The sequence below is a fragment of the Hansschlegelia beijingensis genome (assembly GCF_045505405.1).
Taxonomy (GTDB): Bacteria; Pseudomonadota; Alphaproteobacteria; order Rhizobiales; family Methylopilaceae; genus Methylopila; species Methylopila beijingensis_A.
On the sequence record NZ_JBJKEX010000352.1, the window covers coordinates 1 to 3135 of the forward strand.

The 3135-nt window shown below is 69.3% G+C and carries 3 protein-coding genes and 1 pseudogene; 2 read left to right on the forward strand and 2 right to left on the reverse strand.

Annotation, left to right across the window (positions count from 1 at the left end):
* Positions 1 to 363: pseudogene (locus ACIKT0_RS15850) on the reverse strand (sigma-54-dependent Fis family transcriptional regulator); the annotation flags it as partial.
* A gap of 252 nt (positions 364 to 615) precedes the next feature.
* On the opposite strand from ACIKT0_RS15850, the gene adh reads away from it, so the two are divergent.
* Both adh and ACIKT0_RS15860 read left to right on the forward strand, forming a co-directional pair.
* On the forward strand, positions 616 to 2136 hold the full coding sequence (gene adh, locus ACIKT0_RS15855; protein WP_407106306.1) for an aldehyde dehydrogenase: 1521 nt from the start codon (positions 616 to 618) through the stop codon (positions 2134 to 2136).
* Between the two features lie 80 nt (positions 2137 to 2216).
* Positions 2217 to 2423 carry a hypothetical protein gene (locus ACIKT0_RS15860; protein WP_407106307.1) on the forward strand — a complete coding sequence of 69 codons (207 nt, stop codon included), beginning with the start codon at positions 2217 to 2219 and terminating at the stop codon, positions 2421 to 2423.
* Between the two features lie 18 nt (positions 2424 to 2441).
* Here the strand turns inward: ACIKT0_RS15860 and ACIKT0_RS15865 are convergent.
* On the reverse strand, positions 2442 to 3135 hold a 694-nt coding region (locus tag ACIKT0_RS15865; protein WP_407106309.1), incomplete at its 5' end, for a LysR substrate-binding domain-containing protein.

Genomic DNA, 3135 nt, shown 5'->3' on the forward strand with positions numbered 1-3135 from the left:
GCGCGCCTTCATCTCGGCCTCCAGCTCGCCCGCGAAGGCGCGGAACTCCGCCACGTCCAGCACCAGCCCGCCCCCGTCGGTCAGGATCACCAGGCTGCCGGTGTCGCGCGCCTCTCCGGCGAGCGCCTCAAGCTCGGGGCGGCACAGACGGATCAGCCGCTCGCTGCGCTCGTGATGCTCGCGCAGCGCGGCGGAGCCGACCGGCTCGATGCGCGGCTCGGCGTGGCTGTCGAAGCCGCGCTCCACGCAGCGCCGCCACGAGCGCAGGATCGACGGCGGCACCACGCCCATCGGCTCCGCGTGGCGATCGAAGAAGTCACGGCGCGCCTGCATCAGATCGGCGCGCGGGGTCGCGGCGCTCATCGGCGTTCGTCCCTTGTGTCGCGCTTTGCGACATGTCGCAGCGTTGATCGCCGCTGTATGCGACAGTTTGGCGCCGAACGCCCGACGGAGTCCACAGCGCGCCCGGTGGGCGGCGCAGGTGCGAGCCCGGAAGCCGTTCCGGCGCAGGCGCTTGCCGCAGCGCAGCGTGACTTGTCCCGCGGCGGCCAGCGCCTTGGCACGAACGCTGCGATGGCGGGGCCAGCCTCAACAACAAGCCTGGGAGGGAGTGACATGAACAAGCCCGAACGCATGGACGCCTTCGTCCGCTCGCCGTTCAAGGAGCGCTACGACAACTTCATCGGCGGCAGGTTCGTCGCGCCGGTCGGCGGCCGCTATTTCGAGAACACCAGCCCGATCACCGGCAAGAAGGTCTGCGAGGTCGCCCGCTCGCAGAAGGAGGACATCGAGCTCGCGCTCGACGCCGCCCACAAGGCCAAGGACGCCTGGGGCCGCACCTCGCCGGCCGAGCGCGCCGGCCTGCTGCTCAAGATCGCCGACGTGATGGAGCAGAACCTCGAGGCGATCGCGCTCGCCGAGACCTGGGACAACGGCAAGCCGATCCGCGAGACAATGGCGGCCGACATTCCGCTGGCGATCGACCACTGGCGCTATTTCGCCGGCTGCGTCCGCGCCCAGGAAGGCGCGCTGTCGGAGATCGACCACGACACCATCGCCTACCACTTCCACGAGCCGCTCGGCGTGGTCGGCCAGATCATCCCGTGGAACTTCCCGATCCTGATGGCGGTCTGGAAGCTCGCGCCGGCGCTCGCCGCCGGCAACTGCGTGGTGCTGAAGCCCGCCGAGCAGACCCCGGCCTCCATCATGGTCCTGATGGAGCTGATCGCCGACATCCTGCCGGAGGGCGTGCTGAACGTCGTCAACGGCTTCGGCCTCGAGGCCGGCAAGCCGCTCGCCTCGTCGAACCGGATCGCCAAGATCGCCTTCACGGGCGAGACCACGACCGGCCGGCTGATCATGCAGTACGCCAGCCAGAACCTGATCCCGGTCACGCTCGAGCTCGGCGGCAAGTCGCCGAACATCTTCTTCCAGGACGTGACGGCGGAAGACGACGACTTCTTCGACAAGGCGATCGAAGGCTTCGTGATGTTCGCGCTCAACCAGGGCGAGGTCTGCACCTGCCCGAGCCGGGCGCTGGTGCACGAGAAGATCTACGACCGCTTCATGGAGAAGGCGCTGAAGCGCGTCGAGGCGATCAAGCTCGGCTCGCCGCTCGATCCCGCCACCATGGTGGGCGCCCAGGCCTCGAGCGAGCAGCTCGAGAAGATCCTGAGCTACATCGACATCGGCAGGCAGGAAGGCGCCGAAGTGCTCGCCGGCGGCGGCCGCAACGAGCTCGAGGGCGATTTCGCGGGCGGCTATTACGTCAAGCCGACCGTGTTCAAGGGCCACAACAAGATGCGGATCTTCCAGGAGGAGATCTTCGGCCCGGTGCTCTCGGTCACGACCTTCAAGGACGACGCCGACGCGATGTCGATCGCCAACGACACGCTCTATGGCCTCGGCGCCGGCGTGTGGACCCGCGACATCAACCGCGCCTACCGCTTCGGCCGCGGCATCCAGGCCGGCCGCGTCTGGACCAACTGCTACCACGCCTACCCGGCGCATGCGGCGTTCGGCGGCTACAAGCAGTCCGGCATCGGCCGCGAGACCCACAAGATGATGCTCGACCACTACCAGCAGACCAAAAACATGCTGGTCAGCTACAGCCCGAAGAAGCTCGGCTTCTTCTGAGAGCGGCTCGAGGTCGGGGACTTGGGGGCGGCTTCGGCCGCCCCATCTGTTTGCGCTCGAACCCTGCGAGGAGAGCCGCAATGCCTTTCGTGACGTCGGCCGTGACGGATGCGGCGGAGCCGCTGTCCTACCCGTTCCGGACGCGCGACGAGGCGCTGCTGAAGGCGATCGAACTCTCCGATCGCGGGGTGGAGAACGTCTCCGTCGCCGATCTCGACAGCGGCGAGGTGCTCACCGGGCCCGAACTTCTGGGCGTGCTGCGAAGCATCGCGGCCGAAGGCTCCTGAGCGCGGGAGCGTTCGCCCTCAGTCGGCCGCTGCCGGCCGCTCGCTCTTCACGAAGTCCACGAAGGCCCTGAGCGGCGCCGGCATCAGGCGGCGGCTCTGGTAGTAGAGCATCGGGCCGGAGAACTCCTGCCACCAGTCCTCGAGCACCGGAACGAGCGCCCCGCTCGCCAGATCATCGGCCAACGCCTCGCCGAAATGCCCGATGATCCCGAGGCCGCCGCGCGCCGCCGCGATCTGCATCTCGAAGGTCGAGGCGACAAGCGGCCCCTCGGGCGGGACGCGGATGACCTCGCCGTCGCGCTCGAACTCCCAGATCGCGAGCGCCCTGCTGCCGGTGAAGCGGTGGCCGATCCGGTCGTGCCGGACGAGATCGCGCGGATGCGCCGGCGTCCCGCGGTCCGCGAGATATGAGGGCGCGGCCGCCAGCACGAAGCGCTGCCTGCGCGGGCCGATCGGCGTCGCGATGACGTCGAGCGCCAGGCGCTCCTCGTAGCGGATGCCGGCGTCGCAGCCTTCCGCCAGCACGTCGATGAAGCTGTCCTGGGCCATCACGTCCATCCGCACGCCGGGGTGGCGCTTCAGGAACGCGGTCGCGATCGGCGGCAGCACGTGCCGCGCCACGAAGGTCGGCACGTTGAGGCGCAGCGTGCCGGTCGGCCGCTCCGGATCGCCGGAGACGCCGTCGAGCGCGGCCGCGATCTCTGCGAGCGCC

What these genes read in the sequence shown, in the direction of transcription:
- ACIKT0_RS15860 (WP_407106307.1), top strand. Translation starts at nt 2,217, where the DNA reads ATGCCTTTCGTGACGTCGGCCGTGACGGATGCGGCGGAGCCGCTGTCC.
- adh (WP_407106306.1), top strand. Translation starts at nt 616, where the DNA reads ATGAACAAGCCCGAACGCATGGACGCCTTCGTCCGCTCGCCGTTCAAG.